General features: G+C 65.4%; 24 protein-coding genes. 14 read left to right on the top strand and 10 right to left on the bottom strand.

Features of this window, described 5'->3' with window-relative positions; translation table 11 throughout:
- Positions 1–34 precede the first annotated feature (34 nt).
- A complete protein-coding gene (locus NKJ07_RS15380) occupies positions 35–376 on the bottom strand; it encodes a hypothetical protein (protein WP_318567674.1) in 342 nt (113 codons plus the stop codon).
- Between the two features lie 59 nt (positions 377–435).
- On the opposite strand from NKJ07_RS15380, the gene NKJ07_RS15385 reads away from it, so the two are divergent.
- The 6 genes from NKJ07_RS15385 to NKJ07_RS15410 all read left to right on the top strand — a co-directional run bounded on the left by NKJ07_RS15385 (position 436) and on the right by NKJ07_RS15410 (position 6,121).
- Positions 436–615, top strand: a complete 180-nt coding sequence (locus tag NKJ07_RS15385) for a DUF8107 family protein (RefSeq protein WP_318567675.1) — start codon at positions 436–438, stop codon at positions 613–615.
- Positions 616–676: 61 nt separating this feature from the next.
- Entirely contained in the window at positions 677–1,354 is a 678-nt protein-coding gene (upp, locus tag NKJ07_RS15390) for a uracil phosphoribosyltransferase (protein ID WP_318567676.1), read from the top strand.
- The gene (locus tag NKJ07_RS15395; protein ID WP_318567677.1) at positions 1,351–1,581 is read left to right on the top strand and encodes a DUF7569 family protein; all 231 of its coding nucleotides are present in this window, start codon (positions 1,351–1,353) and stop codon (positions 1,579–1,581) included. The genes upp and NKJ07_RS15395 overlap by 4 nt, the downstream gene beginning before the upstream one ends.
- A gap of 110 nt (positions 1,582–1,691) precedes the next feature.
- The gene (locus NKJ07_RS15400) at positions 1,692–2,738 is read left to right on the top strand and encodes a TAXI family TRAP transporter solute-binding subunit (RefSeq protein ID WP_318567678.1); all 1,047 of its coding nucleotides are present in this window, start codon (positions 1,692–1,694) and stop codon (positions 2,736–2,738) included.
- Between the two features lie 51 nt (positions 2,739–2,789).
- Positions 2,790–3,296, top strand: a complete 507-nt coding sequence (locus NKJ07_RS15405) for a DUF1850 domain-containing protein (RefSeq protein WP_318567679.1) — start codon at positions 2,790–2,792, stop codon at positions 3,294–3,296.
- Positions 3,293–6,121 carry a TRAP transporter permease gene (locus NKJ07_RS15410; protein WP_318567680.1) on the top strand — a complete coding sequence of 943 codons (2,829 nt, stop codon included), beginning with the start codon at positions 3,293–3,295 and terminating at the stop codon, positions 6,119–6,121. The genes NKJ07_RS15405 and NKJ07_RS15410 overlap by 4 nt, the downstream gene beginning before the upstream one ends.
- A gap of 43 nt (positions 6,122–6,164) precedes the next feature.
- On the opposite strand, the gene NKJ07_RS15415 is transcribed toward NKJ07_RS15410, so the two are convergent.
- The 5 genes from NKJ07_RS15415 to NKJ07_RS15435 form a co-directional block, all read right to left on the bottom strand.
- The gene (locus NKJ07_RS15415) at positions 6,165–6,803 is read right to left on the bottom strand and encodes an IMPACT family protein (RefSeq protein WP_318567681.1); all 639 of its coding nucleotides are present in this window, start codon (positions 6,801–6,803) and stop codon (positions 6,165–6,167) included.
- Positions 6,804–7,092: 289 nt separating this feature from the next.
- A complete protein-coding gene (trpY, locus tag NKJ07_RS15420; protein WP_318567682.1) occupies positions 7,093–7,596 on the bottom strand; it encodes a TrpY family transcription regulator in 504 nt (167 codons plus the stop codon).
- A gap of 130 nt (positions 7,597–7,726) precedes the next feature.
- Positions 7,727–8,278 carry a hypothetical protein gene (locus NKJ07_RS15425; RefSeq protein ID WP_318567683.1) on the bottom strand — a complete coding sequence of 184 codons (552 nt, stop codon included), beginning with the start codon at positions 8,276–8,278 and terminating at the stop codon, positions 7,727–7,729.
- Positions 8,275–8,946: a DUF7344 domain-containing protein gene (locus NKJ07_RS15430; RefSeq protein ID WP_318567684.1), complete on the bottom strand. Its 672-nt coding sequence runs from the start codon at positions 8,944–8,946 to the stop codon at positions 8,275–8,277. The genes NKJ07_RS15425 and NKJ07_RS15430 overlap by 4 nt, the downstream gene beginning before the upstream one ends.
- A 499-nt stretch (positions 8,947–9,445) precedes the next feature.
- The gene (locus tag NKJ07_RS15435) at positions 9,446–10,270 is read right to left on the bottom strand and encodes an IS5 family transposase (RefSeq protein WP_318567573.1); all 825 of its coding nucleotides are present in this window, start codon (positions 10,268–10,270) and stop codon (positions 9,446–9,448) included.
- A gap of 112 nt (positions 10,271–10,382) precedes the next feature.
- On the opposite strand from NKJ07_RS15435, the gene NKJ07_RS15440 reads away from it, so the two are divergent.
- The 3 genes from NKJ07_RS15440 to NKJ07_RS15450 all read left to right on the top strand — a co-directional run bounded on the left by NKJ07_RS15440 (position 10,383) and on the right by NKJ07_RS15450 (position 11,826).
- Positions 10,383–10,874 (top strand): hypothetical protein, encoded by a 492-nt coding sequence (locus tag NKJ07_RS15440; protein ID WP_318567685.1) that lies wholly within the window; start codon positions 10,383–10,385, stop codon positions 10,872–10,874.
- A 436-nt stretch (positions 10,875–11,310) separates the two neighbouring features.
- Positions 11,311–11,445, top strand: coding sequence for a hypothetical protein (locus NKJ07_RS15445; protein WP_318567686.1), 135 nt, complete (start codon positions 11,311–11,313; stop codon positions 11,443–11,445).
- Between the two features lie 90 nt (positions 11,446–11,535).
- Positions 11,536–11,826 (top strand): S26 family signal peptidase, encoded by a 291-nt coding sequence (locus tag NKJ07_RS15450; RefSeq protein WP_318567687.1) that lies wholly within the window; start codon positions 11,536–11,538, stop codon positions 11,824–11,826.
- 205 nt (positions 11,827–12,031) lie between these two features.
- Here NKJ07_RS15450 and NKJ07_RS15455 read toward each other — a convergent pair whose 3' ends face one another.
- Both NKJ07_RS15455 and NKJ07_RS15460 read right to left on the bottom strand, forming a co-directional pair.
- The gene (locus NKJ07_RS15455) at positions 12,032–12,310 is read right to left on the bottom strand and encodes a PIN domain-containing protein (protein WP_318567688.1); all 279 of its coding nucleotides are present in this window, start codon (positions 12,308–12,310) and stop codon (positions 12,032–12,034) included.
- A gap of 178 nt (positions 12,311–12,488) precedes the next feature.
- A complete protein-coding gene (locus NKJ07_RS15460) occupies positions 12,489–12,740 on the bottom strand; it encodes a DUF433 domain-containing protein (protein WP_318567689.1) in 252 nt (83 codons plus the stop codon).
- A gap of 155 nt (positions 12,741–12,895) precedes the next feature.
- Here NKJ07_RS15460 and NKJ07_RS15465 point away from each other — a divergent pair, with 155 nt between their 5' ends.
- From NKJ07_RS15465 to NKJ07_RS15485, 5 genes are all read left to right on the top strand, one after another.
- Positions 12,896–13,081 carry a hypothetical protein gene (locus NKJ07_RS15465; protein WP_318567690.1) on the top strand — a complete coding sequence of 62 codons (186 nt, stop codon included), beginning with the start codon at positions 12,896–12,898 and terminating at the stop codon, positions 13,079–13,081.
- On the top strand, positions 13,078–13,347 hold the full coding sequence (locus NKJ07_RS15470; protein ID WP_318567691.1) for an antitoxin VapB family protein: 270 nt from the start codon (positions 13,078–13,080) through the stop codon (positions 13,345–13,347). Before NKJ07_RS15465 ends, NKJ07_RS15470 begins: the two co-directional genes overlap by 4 nt.
- Entirely contained in the window at positions 13,331–13,729 is a 399-nt protein-coding gene (locus tag NKJ07_RS15475) for a PIN domain-containing protein (protein ID WP_318567692.1), read from the top strand. Before NKJ07_RS15470 ends, NKJ07_RS15475 begins: the two co-directional genes overlap by 17 nt.
- 68 nt (positions 13,730–13,797) lie before the next feature.
- On the top strand, positions 13,798–14,964 hold the full coding sequence (locus NKJ07_RS15480) for a S26 family signal peptidase (protein WP_318567693.1): 1,167 nt from the start codon (positions 13,798–13,800) through the stop codon (positions 14,962–14,964).
- 78 nt (positions 14,965–15,042) lie between these two features.
- Positions 15,043–16,359: a DUF5305 domain-containing protein gene (locus NKJ07_RS15485; protein ID WP_318567694.1), complete on the top strand. Its 1,317-nt coding sequence runs from the start codon at positions 15,043–15,045 to the stop codon at positions 16,357–16,359.
- A 39-nt stretch (positions 16,360–16,398) separates the two neighbouring features.
- Here NKJ07_RS15485 and hisB read toward each other — a convergent pair whose 3' ends face one another.
- Together hisB and hisA are read right to left on the bottom strand one after the other, a co-directional pair.
- Entirely contained in the window at positions 16,399–16,983 is a 585-nt protein-coding gene (gene hisB / locus NKJ07_RS15490) for an imidazoleglycerol-phosphate dehydratase HisB (RefSeq protein ID WP_318567695.1), read from the bottom strand.
- Between the two features lie 278 nt (positions 16,984–17,261).
- Positions 17,262–17,984 carry a 1-(5-phosphoribosyl)-5-[(5-phosphoribosylamino)methylideneamino]imidazole-4-carboxamide isomerase gene (gene hisA, locus NKJ07_RS15495; protein WP_318567696.1) on the bottom strand — a complete coding sequence of 241 codons (723 nt, stop codon included), beginning with the start codon at positions 17,982–17,984 and terminating at the stop codon, positions 17,262–17,264.
- Between the last annotated feature and the right edge of the window lie 27 nt (positions 17,985–18,011).

The raw sequence follows: 18,011 nt of genomic DNA on the forward strand, positions 1-18,011 counted from the left end.
GGCGAGGACCGGTACCCAGTGACGACAGACCGTATCAGAACAGGGCCGTCAGGAGCGGAAGCGACAGGCCGAACAGGAGGAGCGCGACGGCGACGCCCCAGTAGACGATCCGCCGGAGGCGGACGGGTGCGGGGATCTCCCCCCGGAGGTCGGGCCGGGCCAGCCAGACGAGCCGGTGGTACGCGGCGGCGACCGACCCGACGAAGACGAGCGCCGAGACGGCGAGCGCCGCCGCGAGGTCGAGACCGACCGAGAGGAGGTAGCCCGGCCCGAACGAGAAGGCGAGGAGGAATCCCATCCCGCAGACGACGACGAACGGCCACGGGTCGACCGGCGTGCCCTCGCGGTTTCGGAGTTCGAGGTCGGTGCGGTCCACGGTCGATCGACGCGGGCCAGCGCAAAGAAACTAAGTCGGACCGCGGCGACCGGTGAGCGATGACCGGTTCACAGGGCGATCCGCGGGTCCATCTCGTGATGAACCTCGTGCTGTCGACGCTGTTCGCCGCGGTAGTCGTCTGGGGGCTGTCGTTCCTCGACATCGTGGCCTTCAGCCTCCAGAACGTCGCCATCGGCGCACTCGGGCTGGCGATCCTCACGTTCGTCGTCGTCCAGTGACACGCCCGGCGGCGAACACCCCTGCTTTATGCCCGTACGCGTCCCGCGGACACACAGACCGATGCCGATCGAAGACCGCGACAACGCGTATCTCATCACACACGCGCTGGCAAAGGACACGCTCTCGCGCCTGCGAGACGTCGAGACCGAACAGGTCGCCTTCCGGAAGGGGCTCGTGAAACTGGGTCGCATCTGTGGCTACGAGATCATCGACGGCGCGATGGAGACCGAGTACGTCACGCTCCAGACGCCCCTCGAAGAGACCACCGGCGAGCGGGTGAAAGGGCTGGAAGACGTCGTCATCATCAACGTGCTCAGAGCGGCGACGCCGTTCGTCGAGGGGCTGTTGAAGGCGTTCCCCCGGGCGAAACAGGGCGTCATCTCCGCCGGCCGCGACGAGGAGGCCGGGATGAACGAGGAGGGCGAGTTCCCCATCACCATCGACTACGTCAAACTCCCCGAGATCAGCGAGAAAGACACCGTCATCGTCGCCGATCCGATGCTCGCGACGGGGAGTACGATGTGTGCGGTCCTCGACCACGTGCTGGATAACGCCGCCGAACCCACCGACCTGTTCGTCCTCTCGGCCGTGTCCGCGCCCGATGGCCTGCTCCGCGTCGGCGAGGAGTACCCACACGCGGACCTGCTCACCGTCGCGATCGACGACTACCTCGACGACGACGGCTACATCGTCCCGGGGCTCGGCGACGCCGGCGACCGCGCGTTCCGGACGACATGAACGACGGCCCGCGCTCGGACGGGGGCCGCTCCGGGGAGCCGTGCGACGACTGCGGCGAACCCGTCTCGGATGCCCTCGCGCGCACCGTCCGCGTGACCGTCGACCGCGCGGAACTCCACAGCCACCGGCTCTGTCCCGACTGTTTCGCCGGCTGGGTCGACCGCTACGACCGCGAGATGCGGCCCGCATCGACGGGCGAGGGCGACTCCGAGATCATCGTCGACTGAGCGACGCGGCGACCGGCCCCGACGGGATATCAGAGACGTTCAGTATATTCATTCAGTTATGAATATGTGTATGGGTAGTCATATATATGTCGAGTCTCCTTCGTTGGCTTATGGACCGAAAGAAGTTCAACAGACGCGACTTCCTCGCAGCGACAGGGACCGCCGCAATCGCCGGCCTCGCCGGCTGTGCCGGTGGCGACGGCGGCGATGGTGGCGACGGGGGTGCCGAAACCGACACCGAGACCGAGTCCGGCGAGATGGAGACCGAAACCGAGACCGAGTCCGGCGACGGCGGCTCCGGTGGAACCAACCGCATCTCGTGGCACGCCGGCGGCACCGGCGGGACGTACTTCCCGCTCTCGAACGAGTTCAAGGACGTCATCGAGTCGAACGCCGACGGCATCACGGTCCAGGTGCAGTCGACCGGTGCCTCCGTGGAGAACGTCGGTTCGCTCGCCCGCGGCGACGCCGACTTCGCGCTCATCCAGAACGACGTCGCGTTCTTCGCGGCGAACGGCTCGGGCATCGACGCGTTCGAGGGCAACGCCGTCGACAACCTCCGCGGCGTCGCGACGCTGTACCCCGAGACGATCCACATCGTGACGCTCGCCGACACGGGTATCGAGAGCCCCTCGGACCTCTCCGGGGCGACGATCAACACCGGCGACCTCGGCTCGGGGACGCAGGTCAACGCGAACCAGATCCTCGAAGCGCTCGGCATCACCGACTACTCCGAGCAGAACACCGGCTTCTCGCAGGCCTCCGACCAGTTGAAGAACGGCGACATCGACGCGGCGTTCGTCGTCGGCGGCTACCCGGTCGGCGCCATCGAGGAACTCGGCGCGACCGAGGACGTCCGCATCGTCCCCATCGAGGGCGACGACCGGACGTCGGTCAAGGACGCCGCACCGTTCTACGCGGACGACGAGGTGCCCGAGGGCACCTACGGCCTCGACTCGGCCGTCCCGACCGTCGCCGTCCAGGCGATGATCGCGACCAACGCCGAACAGCCCGAGGACCTCGTCGAGACGGTCACGGCGGCCATCTTCGACAACGTCGACTCGCTCACCATCAAGACGGACTTCATCTCCGCGGAGTCCGCCCAGGACGGCATGTCGATCGACCTGCACCCGGGCGCGCAGGCGTACTTCGGCTGAGCGCCGAGTCGCAGCAAGTCTCACACCCGACACGCCACGTTCTTTGACGCGATGGATCATCAACGCAGACTACGCGCCGTCGTCGCCGTCTCGGTAGTGTTGTTGCTCGCCGTCGGTGGCGCAGCCGCCACCTCCCTGCCCGCGGGCCAGGCGCTCGTCGTCGAAACGGCCGACAGCGGCGACGAACTGCTCCGCGTGCCCGTCGAGGAGAACACCACCGTGGCGCTCGAGTACACCCACAGCGTCGAAAAGACGCGCGTGCTCGACGGGTACGCCGTCCGCGGAGGCGAACTGGTGATGACGCGGATGGAGTTCCAGTCGTACGGCTGGGGCCTGCCGGCGCGGGTGAACGTGAGCCAGGAGAACGGCTCGTTCGTCTTCGACCCCGACGGCTCGTACGAGGAGTTGTACGTCAAGCCCGGCCGGATCGCCGGTCACGAACTCCACGTGGGAGACCGGACCTACGACCTCGTCGCGCTCTCGGACGCGAACTCAGTGCGTATTTATATCGCGGACCGAACTCTCGTTGAAGTTGCGCTCGCGATGACCCGATCATGACCGACTCAGACCCGGACCGACCCGACGTACCGGACCGAGACGGCTCCGACGACGGGGAACACCCCCGCAGAGCCGACGACGGAGCCGCAGACGGAAGCGACACGACGGACCCCGGAGGGATCGACACCGACGCCGACACCGACACCGAGGAGCTGAGCGACGCCGAGGCCGAGGAGATCCTCGAAGGGATCGAGCGGAAACGGACGCTGTCGGGGGCGGCCGCCCTCGCCGTCAGCGTCATCGGGATCGCGTTCTCGCTGTTTCAGATCTGGCTCGCCGCCCGCGGCTTCATCTTCGAGCTCTCGATACCGCTCGTGGGCGAGGTGAGCCTCGGCTCGCTCCAGTTGCTTCAGGTCAACTCGATCCACGTCGCCTTCGCGCTCGTGTTGGCGTTCCTCCTGTTCCCGCCGAGCGACGGCGAGGGGAAACTCGCCAGCCGACTCGCGTGGGTGGTACCGACGCTCGAAACGCGGTTCGGGACCGACAGCCCCGTGACGCGGGTCGCCGCGGCGTGTCGCCGCGTCCTCCACTGGCTGTTCGTCGACGCCGACCGCGAGCGCGTGACGCCCGTCGACCTCGCGTTGATCCTGCTGGCGACGCTCACCGCGGCGTACATGGTGCTGGACTTCAGCGAGATCCAGCGCCTCCGCGTCCTCGGGCTCGAAGCCGGGCGGACCATCGCCGAAGTGTACCCGTACCTCGCGGTCCCGATCGACGTCGTCAGCGCGACCGGCATCCCGCTGAACGAGGTGTCGTACGCCTTCTTCCTCGGGGCGATGGGAACCCTGCTCGTCCTCGAGGCGACGCGGCGCGCCCTCGGCGTCTATCTCATGCTCATCGTCGCGTCGTTCATCGTCTACGCCCGCTGGGGCTTTCTCATCACCCCCGACATGCCGCTCATCGGCGTGCTCTCGATTCCCGAAGGAAGCTGGGCGAACATCGTCCAGAACCTCTGGTACAACACCGAAAACGGGGTGTTCGGCATCCCAGTCACCGTGTCGGTGCAGTTCATCTACATCTTCATCCTCTTCGGGGCGTTCCTGGAGATGTCCGGTGCGGGCCAGTGGTTCATCGAACTCGCCTACGCCGCGACGGGCACCCGGAAGGGTGGCCCGGCCAAGGCGAGCATCCTCGCGTCGGGCTTCATGGGCACCATCTCGGGGTCCTCGATCGCCAACACGGTGACGACGGGCGCGTTCACTATCCCGTTGATGAAGCGCTCGGGCTACCGCGCCGAGTTCGCGGGGGCGGTCGAGGCCTCGGCCTCGTCGGGCGGACAGATCCTGCCGCCGGTGATGGGAGCGGCCGCGTTCTTGATGATCGAGTTCATCGGCGTCCCCTTCGCCGACATCATCATCGCGGCGACGATCCCCGCCATCGTCTTCTTCTTCGGTGTCTGGGTGATGGTCCACCTCGAAGCCTCGCGGGCGGGGATCGGGGGCCTCTCACGCGACGATGTCGTCGACATCGTGACCCACCTCAAGTCGGGGTGGTTCTACCTCGTCCCCCTCCTGCTTCTGTTGTACTACCTCCTCGTCGAACGGCTGACGGTGGCGCGGTCGGCGTGGTTCACGCTGGTCGCGATCATGGCGCTCTTGGCCCTGGTCGCCGCCTACAACGAACGGACGCGCGTCCCGCTCGTCGGCACGATCGCCGTGCTCTTCGTCGCGGAACTCGCGTCGTTCCTCACCCGCGGCGTCGACTTCCTGGGCCTCCTGACCGGTGCGACCGCCGAGCCGCTCCCGCTGGGCGAGGCGCTCCTGGCCGCCGGGGGGTCGCTGGGGAGCCTCGTCGTCCTCGTGAGCCTCGCGTTCATGCTCGTCTACCCGAACGGCGACGCGCCGCTGTTGAACTTCGACGAGGCCGTCGACACCGCCAGCGAGCGGCTCGCCGGGGCGCTCTCGCGGCCCGATCTCGCGTCGTCGCGACCGTTCCGGTACGTCACGTTCATCGGCAAGTCGATGGACGCCGGCGCGCGCACCTCCACGGAGGTCGTGGTCGCGGTCGCCGCCGCGGGCATCATCCCCGGCGTCGTGAGCGCCACGGGGCTGGGACCGAACCTGACGGCGCTGATCAAAGCCGTCGCCGGGGGCTCGATCGTCCTCTTGCTTCTGTTCACCGCGATCGCCTCGATCATCCTCGGGATGGGGATGCCGACGACCGTGACGTACATCATCCTCGTCTCGCTCCTCGGTCCGGCCATCGCCGAATCGTCGACGATCCCGCTCTTGGCGGCGCACCTGTTCATCCTCTACTTCGGCGTCATCGCCGACATCACGCCGCCGGTGGCGGTGGCCGCCTACGCCGCCTCGGGGGTGGCGAAGTCCAACCCGTTCAGGACGGGGACGAAGGCGTTCTCGCTCTCGCTCAACAAGGCGATCGTCCCCTTCGCGTTCGCGCTCACGCCGGGCATCCTCCTGCTCCGCGGGCAGAACCAGGACTTCCGCGTGCTCAACGCCGCCGACGTCTCCGAGCTCACGTACTTCCTCCCCGAGGTCGTGATCCCCATCATCGGGGTGTTCGTCGGCGTCGTCGCCCTCGGCGCGACCGTCATCGGCTTCTTCTACGCGCCGGTGAGCCGCCGCGAGCGTGTGCTGTTCGCCGTCTCGGCGTTCCTCCTGATGGCCCCCTTGCTCGTGCTCAACGCCGCGACCGACGTGTTGGGCGTCGTCGGCATCGCGCGGAACGTCGGCGAACCGATCGTCGTCGACCTCGGGCTGCGGGCCGCGGGCGCAGTGCTGTTCGGCGCGCTCACGCTGAAGAACCGGGCCGCGAGCGAGAAACAGCCGCCGCAGCCGACGGGACGCGCGGAAGCGACCGATTGAGTGGACGGATCGAGCGGCCGCATCGAGGCGACTCCCCTTCCTCTCAACACAGTTCGACCCGTCCGCTGGTCGCACTTCGGAGCCGATCCCTGAGCCCGGCCGCCTCCTCGACGGGCACGCGAACCGAAAACGACGCCCGTTCCCCGTAGTCGGCCTCGAACTCGGCGCCCGTGGATTCGAGGATCCCGCGGACGGTACCAGAGTCGTCGTAGTCGACCGTCGCGGTGAATCGCTCGTGCGGGCGCTCCTCGACGACGCCGGCGTCGTCGACCGCCTCCGTCACCGCCCGGGAGTACGCCCGCGCCAACCCGCCGACGCCGAGGTTCGTGCCGCCGTAGTAGCGCGTGACGACGCTCACGACGTTGCGGAGGTCGCGTTGGACGAGCACGTTCAGCGCCGGCTTGCCCGACGACCCGGCGGGTTCGCCGTCGTCCGAGCACCACTCTCTGAGGAGGACGTCGGCCTTCGAGGGGTCGGCCGGGACGCGGTACGCGGGGACGTTGTGCGTCGCGTCGGGGTGTTCGGACTCGACGGCCTGAATAAACGCTTCCGCGTCGGCGACCGTCTCGGCGGGCGAGACGTAGCCGACGAACTCCGAGCCCCTGATCTCGAACTCGGCCTGCCCGCGACCCGCGACAGTGCGGTACGAGTCGGGCGCGTCGTCGGCGTCACCTGCGGTCATCTCGGCTCTCCGTCGCCGACGGGCGGACAAAAGGGTAGCGGCGAGCGGAGACCGGACGAGGAACGAAACGATCGCACGGCACGCGGTGGCGCGGCAGGTCCGGCCTCCGTGCCGGACCGACACGCGAGGGACGAGCACCGGCGCCGCGAACGGACGTGAGCGGCGAGGAGCGCAGTCGGGTGGGGAGGTCCGTGGCCCCACCGCCCTAGCGACCGTCCACGACGACTCACAGGAGACGTGAACGGGGCGTCACCGAACGACGGAACCGAACCGACTCTCGGCCGACGAGTCAGGCGATGCTCACGCGACGGACGAACGGGAGGTTCGACAGTTCCGTGAGGAGGTCGCCGGGGATCTCGCCGTCCGTCACCAGATACAGCCTCGGGTCGTCGGTGAACTCGGGGTCCTCGCTGATCGTCTGCCGGATCGAGATGTCGTGGTCGGCGATGAGCGTGGTGACGCGCGCGACGATCCCCGGGGCGTCGGCGTCGTCGACCTCGACCGTGAGAACGGTGAGGTCGAGGACGGGCGCGAGGTCCATCAGGCTCGGGATCGACGAGATGTTCTGAAAGATCCGCCGGAGCTCCGGGTCCGCGAGGATCGTATCGGTCGTCGAGTCGACGACGCGCCGGTCGACACCGATCTCGCGGGCGATGCCGGTGTTCGGGATCTCGATCCCGCCCGAGACGACCCGGCCGTCGTCGTTGACGGAGAAGCCGCGTTCGAGCAGGAGTCTGATGACTGCCTGCTGGCTCGGACTCCCCTCGAACTTCCGCATGATCTCGTCGAACATCGCCTGCCCCGGTGTACGACGGCGGGGCGTTTAGTCGTTTTCTGTGCCGGAGCGACGGGCCCACGGGAGCGCCGACAGGGCTCGCGACTACGTCCGACTGCGAGGCTGGAGAAGCGCATGCTGAAAGGAGTCACTCGTCCTCGTCGTCATCGTCGTCGCCGTCGTCGGTGTCGTCACCGTCACTACTGTCGCCGTCCTCCCCGTCTTCGCCCTCGTCGTTCTCGTCGGTGTCGTCACCGTCACCACTGTCGCCGTCCTCCCCGTCTTCAGCCTCGCCGTTCTCGTCCGCGTCGTCTCCGCCCGGTCCGGACGGCGTGCACTCCTCCACGTCCCGCGTTGCCTCGATCCGGACGCCCGAGCCGACGCCGACGAGTTCGACCGTCGACCCGCAGGAAACGGCGAACTCGGCCGGATCGCCGGGACCGGCATCCGCCGTCGACTCGAACCCGTCTCCATCGACAGTCACGGTGACGTCGTCGGTCGAGACGTGGTTGGACACCACGAGATCGCGCGTGCCGTTGTCAGGCGGGCCGAACTCGATCCCGAGATACGCCTCGCCGTCCGGAGCGACGGCGACCGAGACGCCACGATCGGCCGAGACGGAGCTCACGCTCCCGACGCCCGTTATCGACGTCGCGCCGACGAGCGCGAGCGCCACGAGAACGAGCGCCCCGCGGTTCACTCCTCGGTCACCCCGGGCGGCGGTCCCGTCGAGCCGAGGCGCATCGCGGTCCGGTTGTCGTACGCGAAGACCACTGACGAGGCCAGAAACGCCGCCGAGACGAACCCCGCGTACGCGAACGCCGGCAGCTCGGCGAAGAACGGAACGTCGAGCCACGCGGCACTCACGAGCGCGGTGGCGAACGCCGAGAGGATGAGGAAGTACGACGCCCAGGGAATCTCCCTACCGCGGACGGCTTCGAGGTAGAGGTCGAGCTCCGACCCCGCGGTCGTGAGTTCGACGACCCCGCGTCGGGAGTCGTACTCCACGAGCCCCGTGTCGTCGAGCTTCGGTGCGTGGTACTGATACAGCGAGGTGTGCACCGACTTCCGCTGGTCGTACGTCACCGCCTGCGGCTCGACGCCGACCTCCCACGCCGCGACCTGCGTCGAGAGGTCGCCCATCTCGACGGGTTCGTCCGCGTGTTGCATGAGGTAGTGCAGGGCGTACCGTCTGCGCTGATTGCTCAGTACCTCGAACACATCGCCGTCCGTGATCCGATCGTCCGACACGTCCGGTTCGAGGGTTGTCGTCGTGTCCTGTTCACCCACATCTTCCGTTCGGTCGGACTCCTGCGACTCGTCCGCCGCGGCGTCGACGGTGCCGCCGACGCGTGTCCCTGTGCTCACATGTACCTCCCGTGCATTTACCGGTATACTAACCACTTAATCCTTTCTATCATTTCAGCAAAGTAGAAATTATGTATGGCAAGCATTCGATATAGAACGTGACGGCCAGCCGAAAACCGGTATTAAATAGGTGATTAAGACGTTTTACGGAATCGTTGGGGTCCGACTTCGGTTCGACTTCGGTCGACTCATTCCGTATTTCGAGCGGACTTCGTCGGTGTTTCACGCGGCAACGCTCGGGCAGTGACGTGACAGTCCGGTGAATAACCACAATGGTAGCATCGCATGACGTGAGTGAGCGCCGTCGAGTGATCCACGCGGTTGATCACCGGCGGTGCGTACAGAAGAAACCCAAGACTATGCAACGACGCAAGTATCTCGCGGCGCTCGGATCGCTCGCTGCCGGCGGGGCAGCGATGACTGGAACTGGTGCGTTTGCGGTTTCAACCGTGGATCGAAGTATTTCAGTCTGCCGTGTTGAATAGCCTCTGAGTCATAGTCAGAGCGGCTCACAAAGCGGTTCTATGTTAGTGATGGCGAACATGAGGACGATTTCACGGAACTGCCGATACCAGCCAAGCGCTCGCACGGCGTCGCCGAGCGAGCGCTTCGTTGTCGAGTACGAGGTTTCGGCCATCCAGCGCTGAGAGTAGCCTTTTGTCCGGATGAACGCGTTATGACCTACCGTGAGCGGCTTCGATCCACGCTGTAAGATGAGTGGATCGACACCGAGTGCGTAGAACTCGTATTTCGTGATCCAGTTGTGGAAGGCTTTGTCAGCCGCCACGGACAGCAGGTCGTCCGCGTTCCGGCGGACGACCTGCGGCCCTGTCTTCGTATCGTGCTTCCACCGTGCCGAGATATGAACGTCGAGGACGGCAAGAGACTCTACATCGGTTAGCGTCGTCACTTTCAGTGTCTGGACGGTGCTGCCGGATCGTTGGCGGTAGTACGACGAGGCTGAGCGTCGGTCGAAAAATGTGCTGTCGAGAGCCGCGTGCCCAGAGTGCGGGTGTTGCTGCGCTGAAACGCGCAGCAACGCCCGCCACACCCACATCTTGAACCGATCGAACGACTTGTAGACCGTGCTGAACTCGGGCAGATCGTCCCGATCAAGCCCGAGTACATCACGTATCTCAGCCATGTACTCCAGCCGATTCGGCGTTTCACGGTAGCTATGGCCCTCTTCGAGCCGAAAGCAGTGTAGAACGACGTGGATCCAGCGGGCGAACCCGCCGCTGGCGGGCTCGCCCGCGTGCTTTCCTAAAGCTTGTTTGGCTAGGTGACGACACCGTTCAACGAAGTCGAGGAGGTCGACTTCCATAAGTCAGAATCGAATTCCTCGGCTTCACCCTTCTAAAGCAGCGATATCGACAGATTAGATCGCTATTCAACACCGCATTTCAGTCAACACTGCAGGTGATGGTAGCGCGTATATGGGCTTCGACCCTACCAGCGACTACGCATACATCCGGAGTGGAGGAAAGTTCACACTAGAATTTGACAGTCTGAACCAAGACGCCAATACAGCGTTCCGGAACGTCTTCCAAATTGTCAACAAGGGAAGTAACGAACTCAAGTTCCAGCTGATCGACGGTCGATCTACAGATAGTTCCAGTGGGTTCATCGGATTCCCGGATGATTCACCGATGACTTTGTCGTGGAGCGATGAAGCTGATGAGGGCACGAGCTGGAGTAATTTGAACGCGTTCCCGAACTCACCGATTCCATTGCAGGGTGATCCCGGTACTAGCCCCACGTCGTCAGCACTAGAACTTGGTTCTGGTGATTCAGCCTACGTTCACGTTGATTTCTGGCTGGATAGCGACGATGTTCGGGTCACTGACGAGATCACCACGAGTCTCAGCGCAGTTCCCGACGAGATTGGCTTTTATGCAAGTGCCCTGCCGCCGCAGGGCGACCTCTAAATTACCAATATAAACAATACTTTTTGCTGGACCCGGTATAAAGATGCCCAATAAGTAGGAATTTTGATCGTGAATTGTTCATGTTACCTGTTTATATAATTAAAAACATACTGGTTCTAGTGGACTTTCACATGTGATTACGCTGAAGCGCGTGTTGCGTAACGAAACAAGACACCACCTAAGCATTGATACCGAAATGTCTATTTCGCAACCGCAGTCAATCTATTTAATAGTTTTTGAGCGTACAAAATAGGAATACCAAGAGTATCGAACTCAGCGAAGGCGTGTACAAACGACTGAAGATCCGCAAGCGAGACGACGAGTTAGGCTTCGATCGAATACCGCGCAGTTCGGGTAGGTCCGCGTCGTCCCGATTACACCAGAGACAGCGTGGCAAATCGCAGAACTGGAGGCCCGGTTACACCAGACAGAAGACGTGAACCGAGACCGAATCGACGCGGTCGCCGTCAACGCGATAATCGCCGGTGCGGCAGCCGAGTTGGACGCGACAGTCGTAACGAGAAACGTCGAGGACTTCCGAACGCTGGACGTTCCAGTAGAGACGTACTGAGACGACACGGCGAACCAACCCAGAGAGAGAGAGAGAACGCCACCAGAGCGTTTTTGTTCAACTCCACCAACAGTTCATTCTACTGTCCAAATGGCCATCCGTCGAACGCTCGTCCGCACCGTCGAACTCCTCGTCGTCGTCGTAGTCCTCGCGTTACTCGCCGGGCAGTTCCTCGGCCAGCCCGTCCTCCTCGCGTTCGTCGAAACCGCCAGCATGTCACCCACGCTGGAACCCGGCGACAGCTTCGTCGCCATCCCAGCGCAACTCGCCAGCCCCGCCGAACAGGGCGACGTCGTCACCTTCCCCACCAGGGAGATCCAAGGCAGCGGTCTCACCACTACAACGTCGTCGGCGAGGCGGAGTGCGGCTACGTCACACTGAGCCACGTAAACTCGATTATCAAGAAATATCTTGGTGAGTGAACCGTTGCATCGCCGGCACGCGACGCGGTGACACGCCTGTCGTCCGAGGTCGGAACTCGTCGACGTTCTCGGACGTGACGATTTTCCTCCGAAGGATAACGAACTAGAGCCACGGCTTTCTCCCGGCGGAACCAGACGAGTCCTGTATCCACGTCCGATAGTCGCTACCCGTCCGATCGACCCCGTTCGAGTGCCTCCGTGTAGAGTTCGTCGGAGATCCAAAAGCCAGCGTTCCGAAGTCGATCGAGTTCGGTCCGCAACTCAACAGTGCCGTCCTCGACACCGCGGAGGAGGACACCGATCACACCCGTCACGTCGAGTCCGTGACGACGGGCCGCTTTCCGCCCCTCGCGTTCGTCGAGCAGCACCAGATCCGCCTCTTGCTCGATCGCGTGTGTGATTGCCGCAGCCTCACCGACGTCCAGTTCACGAGCGAGTTCCACGAACAGTCTTCGTCGAACGTCAGGAGGATCCAGTCGTTCTCCCGGGCGTACTGTAACTGCTGGCGGTCAGGGTCGACGAGCCTACCTTCGCCCTTGTCCGTGCGAACGTCCCACCCACGACGACGGAGGCCGTCGGCGACTGGAATCCAGATACTCTCGCTGCAGTACACCGGCCGCGTCATGCGGAGGACGACTCGGTGGGAGCCGACCGAAACGCGTCGACGTGGTCGTAGTAGTACGCCAGTGCTCTGTGAACGTCACCCAGCGAAAGGTCCGGATACAACTGCGTGATCGCGTCTGGATCGTATCCGCTGTGTTCGTACGCCACGGCAACGTCCTTTACTCGTGTCCCCGTGCCCTCGATCGTCGGCGCACCGTCACTGTGCTGTCGGTGCTTGACGACGCCTATACACGACTGTAGCACCTCCACCGACTTGAAACGCGCCGACACTCCCGGCCGCCGGGGACTATTATATCGATCTCAAGGGGATTGTGGTCGGACGGAAGCTCGTTGCGGAATTTGACCCCGTCGAGATCAGGACGCAGTTCGAGTGGGTCAGTGGTCCCGGTCACACCGGAGACCGCGTGGAAAACAGCCGAAGTCGAGGCCCGACGGCACCGAGCCGACGACGTAAACCGAAACCGTATATCAACTCGCTCGCGACTGACGCCATCGTCGCCGGAGCGGCGACAGAACTCGACGCGACGGACGTGACGGACAACGTCGAGCACTTCCGGACGCTGGACGTGCCGACAGAGACGTACGAGTGACCAAACGCTCAAGTGGCATCTACAAGTACGTGTACATGCAACCGATGGCCTCGAAGAACATCACCATCACCGAAGACGCGTACGACCGTCTCAAAGCGCTCAAACGCGAAGACGAGAGTTTCAGCGACCTCGTCACCCGTCTCACCGAGCAGACCGACCCGATGGCGTTCGCCGGATCGTGTCCCGGTCTCGGTGCCCGAGTCGACGAAGCCCGGGGCGAACTCGCCGACGACCTCGACGACACGCACGATGAACTGTTTAGATAGCGCTTTTCTCGTGGACTTCCTTGATCCCGAACAGACACACCACGAGGCGGCGACCGAGTGGATGCGCGAACGATCACGCGAGGGGTTCGCCACACCTGTCATCTGTGCGTTCGAGGTACTCCGTGGGACGGCACGGGTCGGCGACGATCGGTTCGACCGCGCCGTCGGGTTCCTCCGGACGCTGGAGAGGATAGAGCTCGGACTCGCGGGAGCTATCACCGCGGGCAACCTGGACGGCCGTCTCCACGCTGACGGGGCACCGCTTTCCGCTCGCGACACACTCGTTGCCGCACCAGCCCGCGAACACGGCTACACGCTCGTCACCCGTGATCACGACTTCGAGGATGTCCCCGGACTGGATGTCGTGTTCTACGACGGGTAGCAGGACGGGGAGACAGCGTCACCGGAGGCTTTTTAATTGGTTACACGAACTGCTCAGTCGGTTACTAAATGTCGGTTCGCCGGACGGTCACACGCGCACTGGAACTCCTGGCCGTCGCAGTCGTCCTCTCGCTTCTCGTCGGCCAATTCCTCGGCCAACCCGTCCTCCTCGCGTTCGTCGAAACGGGCAGCATGGCCCCGACGCTCGAACCCGGCGACGGCTTCGTCGCAATCCCGACGCAACTCGCCGGCCCGATGGAAGAAGGGGACGTCGTCACGTTCCGCGCCGAGGAGATCCAGGGCGGCGGACTCACCACCCACCGGGTCGTCGGCGAGACCGACCGCGGATACGTCACCAGAGGTGACGCCAACCCGTTCACCGATCAGGACGGCGACGAACCCCCAGTCAAAGACGCACAGATCGTCGCCGTCGCCTGGCAACCCGGGGGCGAGGTGTTCGTCGTGCCCGCGCTCGGCACCGCCGTCGAGGCCGTCCAGGGCGGACTCGAATGGACGCAACGAACCCTCGCGTCGCTGTTCGGCACGCGCTCGCTCCTCGGGACGCAGGGTATCGCCTACCTCCTCTTCGGCGTGACCGTACTGTACTACCTCGCCGGGGAGTTCCGCTCGCGCGAGGGCCGAGACAGGGGGAGTCGGGACCGAGGCCGCGAGACGGGCCTCGACTCGCGGCTGATCGTTCTCAGCTTCACGCTCCTGCTCGTCGGGAGTATGACAGCCGCCATGGTCGGCCCGGCGGGTCAACAACAGTACGGCGTCGTCAGCGCCGAGTTCGAGTCCGAACGGCCCACCGTGATCCCGATGGGCGAGTCGAACACGATTCCCTACGCGGTCGGGAACAACGGCTTCGTCCCCGTCTACGTCTACGTCGAGCCCGCGAGCGAGGGCGTCACCGTCGAACCCCATCGGTTGCGCGTCGAGCGCGGCGAGGTGAGGAACACCTCCGTCACTCTCTCTGCACCGCCGCAGACGGGCTACTACCGACGGTTCGTCGTCGAACACCGCTATCTCGCGCTCCTCCCGCCTTCCACCATCGACGTGCTCCACGCGGTCCATCCCTGGGTACCCATCGTCGTCATCGACCTGCTGATCGGCGTCCCGTTTTACCTTCTCGGCGTCGGACTGTTGGGGAGCGGCCGGATCCGACGGAGGACTCGGAAGAAGGAGACGAATCTCGGCTCGTCGGTCCGCGATACCGTGCGTCGGTGGTACTCCTGAGAACCCGAGACCGAGTCTCAAAACGTGAATTCGGGAGCGAATATACAAATACCCGGAGATGACAAGAGAGAGCCACGAGTGTCACTCTGGGATCTCCGCCTCCGCGCGCTGCTCGACCGACAGTTCGCCACCGTCGCGGCCGTGCTCGTCGTCTGCGCGCTCGTCGGTGGGTTCGCGACGTACACGGCACACGTCGACCCGGGGACCACCACGGAAGAGCGGGTCGTCGCGACGTGGGAGAGTTCGGGCACGTTCGACCACGCGGCCACGGTGACGCGGGAGAACCCGCTGTTTCCGGTCGGCCGCACGCTGGAGGATCGGCAGGTCTACTTCTCGTCCATCGCGCCGACCGTCAACGGGAGTTACGCGTTCGGCTACCGGGCGAGCGATGGGGGGACAGTCGAGACGAGCGTAGACGTCGTGTTGGTCACGCGGAGCGTGGGGGAACAGACCGGCGACCAGAGTGGCGGGGCGACCGTCCTCTGGGAGCGGAGCCGGACGCTCCACGAGAGTGATGCGGCGACGGTCGCACCGGGAGACGACGTGCGAGCGCCCTTCTCGTTCAACGCCTCGGCCGTCGAGAGCGAGCGCGGGCGGATCGAGGACCGACTGGGCGGGGGAGTGGGCACGGTCGAGACGTTCGTCCGCGCGACCGTCGACATCGAGGGGACGGTCAACGGGGAACGCGTCGACAGGCAGGCGGTGCACACGCTCCCGGTGACGATCGAGGGGAACACCTACCGCGTCGGACCGGCCGAGGCGTCGGGACAGCAGTTCGAGACCACGCAGAGCGTCACGGTGCCGCGGACGTACGGGCCGCTCCGGAGCGTCGGCGGGCCGGCGCTCCTCGCACTCTCGCTCGCCGGGCTCGCGGGACTGGCCGTCGGCCGGTCGCGGTACCGGCTCGAACTCACCGACGCCGAACGCGAGTGGCTCGCCTACCGGGAGGACCGCTCGGAGTTCGATGAGTGGATCACGTCGTTCCGGCTGCCGTTCGAGGCGTTCGACCGCCCGGAGGCCGAGGCGGCGTCACTCGCCGACCTCGTCGACTTCGCCATCGACACCGACAGCGGCGTCATCGAAGCGCCCGACGAGACGGAGTACTACGTCGTCCACGACGACGTCCTCTACACGTACACCGCACCGCGGACGCCACCGCGCGGCCTCGTGAGCGATCCGGAGTCCCAGACCGCGCTCGATGCGGAGTCGGAAGCCGCGACCGATGCGGAGTCGGAGCGGACGGACGACAGCGAGTCGGAGGCGACCGGTCTCGAAGCGGCGGCGCTCGATCTGGGCTTCGGCGCGTCCGGCGACGAGAACGGGACGTCCGACGGGACCGACGAGCCCCCGACGCGGGACGCGGAGGAGACGGACCCGGGGACGACCGAGGACTGACCGGAGACCGGAGGCGGAGCGACGGAACGAAGAGGTGTCTCAGAGGTCGCCCTTCGTGCTGGGGGTGTCGCTCCGGCGGTCGTCGAGTCGGGTGGCGTCGTCCATCGCGCGCGCGAGCGCCTTGAACAGCGCCTCGACCTCGTGGTGAGCGTTCTCCCCGTCGACCGAGGCGTGGAGGGTGAGTCCGGCGTTCATCGCCAGCGAGAGGGCGAAGTGCCGCGCCATGTCGCTGGTGAACTCGCCGACCGAGGCCTGTGAGAACGTCCCCTCGAACTCGAAGTGCGGCCGGCCGGAGACGTCGACGACCACCGAGGCGACGGCCTCGTCGAGGGGCACTTTGCGGTCGGCAAAGCGCCGGATGCCGCGTTTGTCGTCGAGCGCCTCGGCGAACGCCTCACCGAGGACGATGGCGACGTCCTCGACGGTGTGGTGGTCGTCGACGTGGAGGTCGCCGTCGCAGTCGACCGTGAGATCGAAGAGGCCGTGCTTGGCAAACGCGGTGAGCATGTGGTCGAAGAAGCCGACGCCGGTGTCGACGACACTGTCCCCGTCGCCGTCGACGTCGAGCGTGAGATCGATCGTCGTCTCGGCCGTCTCGCGGGAGACGGCGGCGGTCCGTGTCATACCTGCGCCGAGGCGGGGCACGGATAAAGAAGGTTCGTCCACGGACCGTCGGTCCGCGGCTCGGAGGGCCACCGAACGGTGAGGACGGCCCGGCCGGCGAACCGGTGCGTATGTGAGCCGATCTCAAACCCCTTCGTTTCCGGTCGAGCGATCGGTCGCGTCGGTCGAGACGAACGTCGAGAACGCCGGACGAACGACCTGTGTCAGACGTACGGCCGACGTCCGGCAGACGCCAGCGCGGACGGGAGCGTGTCGGCGTTCGAGTCGAAACGGGCCTCTCACTCGGCGACGGCCATCGCCTCGCGGAGCGTGAAGCGGCCCTCGTACAGCGCCGTCCCGACGACGGTCGCCGCCGCGCCCGCATCCGACAGGGCACGGACGTCGTCGAGCGTCGTCACCCCGCCGCTGGCGATCACCGGCAGGTCGACCGCGTCGACGACCCGTTCGACGGCGGCAGTGTTGACACCCGCCAGTTGCCCCTCGACGTCGACGTCGGTGAAGAGGATGCCCGCCGCGCCGAGCGCTTCGTACCGGCTGGCGGCGTCGGCAGGGTCCAGTTCCGTCCCCTGCGTCCACCCTTCGACGACCACCTCGCCCGCCTTGGCGTCGAGCGAGACGACGACGCTTCCGGGGTGGGTCTCGGAGATATCCGCGACGATCTCGGGCTCGTTCACCGCGGCGGTACCGAGGATGACGCGGTCGACGCCGCTGTCGAGGAGGCCGCGTGCGTCCGCCGTGGTCCGGATGCCGCCACCGAGTTGGACCGGGACGTCGACGGCGTCAACGACCGCGTCGACCGCCGCGGCGTTCTTCCGTTCGCCCTCGAACGCGCCGTCGAGATCGACCAGGTGGAGCGTCCGGGCACCGGCGTCGACCCACCGGCGTGCCGCCTCGACCGGATCACCGTACCGGGTTTCGGTGCCGCGTTCGCCCTGGACGAGTTGGACGACCTCGCCGTCCTGCATGTCGACCGCGGGGACGACCTCGAAGTCGGGAAACATGGCGTGTCGGAGGGGGGGCCAGGTGGT

Origin of the sequence: Salinigranum marinum, from assembly GCF_024228675.1 — an archaeon.
GTDB lineage: Archaea > Halobacteriota > Halobacteria > Halobacteriales > Haloferacaceae > Salinigranum > Salinigranum marinum.